At 42.7% G+C, this 700-nt stretch carries 1 pseudogene; it reads left to right on the forward strand.

The features are described from left to right. Window positions 1-62: 62 nt before the first annotated feature. Window positions 63-700 (forward strand): annotated as a pseudogene (locus tag FD09_RS16095) (IS5 family transposase); the annotation flags it as partial.

Raw genomic sequence — 700 nt, forward strand, 5'->3', positions numbered from 1 at the left:
TTAGAAGCTGTCCAAGATCTATGATTTTTGATATACTTCTATGTAAAAAGCGAGTTTAAGCTATGAAAAATTATCCCAGCAATATTACTCGGCAACAATTTGAATTAATTCGACCAGCTTTAGAAAATTTTCGTAAGCGAACTAAGCCTCGAAAATATGACCTCTACGAGGTCTTCTGTGCGGTCCTATATGTCTTGAAAACCGGTTGCCAATGGCGTCAAGTCCCCGGTGATTTCCCAGAATGGCGGTCAGTTTACAACTATTACAAAATTTGGTCAACTAAAGCTGAGCCTACGGCTGATTCTTTATTGGAACAAGTTTTAAAAAAATTGTCATTGCTCGGCGAACTTACCAAGGACGTTCAGCTTTAACTTCCTTTATTATCGTTGACGCTCAGAGCGTCAAAAACACCGCTACTGCTGAAAACAAAGGTTACGACGCTGGTAAGAAAATCTCGGGGATTAAGCGCCATCTGGCAGTTGATATCAATGGCTTTCCGCAGGCCATTCACATGACGCGAGCGAACGTCTCTGATCGAGACGGGGCCAGTGCAATGATCGCTTTACATGCCATGCATTTACGCCAGGTTCAAAATGTCTTAGTTGATGGTGGTTATTCAGGCGTTAATTTTCAGCTCGATGTAGCCAGTAATTTAAACGCAACCGTGCAGGTTGCGAAGCGCAATGAGTTGCATCGATTC

The organism is Schleiferilactobacillus perolens DSM 12744 (assembly GCF_001435585.1).
GTDB lineage: Bacteria > Bacillota > Bacilli > Lactobacillales > Lactobacillaceae > Schleiferilactobacillus > Schleiferilactobacillus perolens.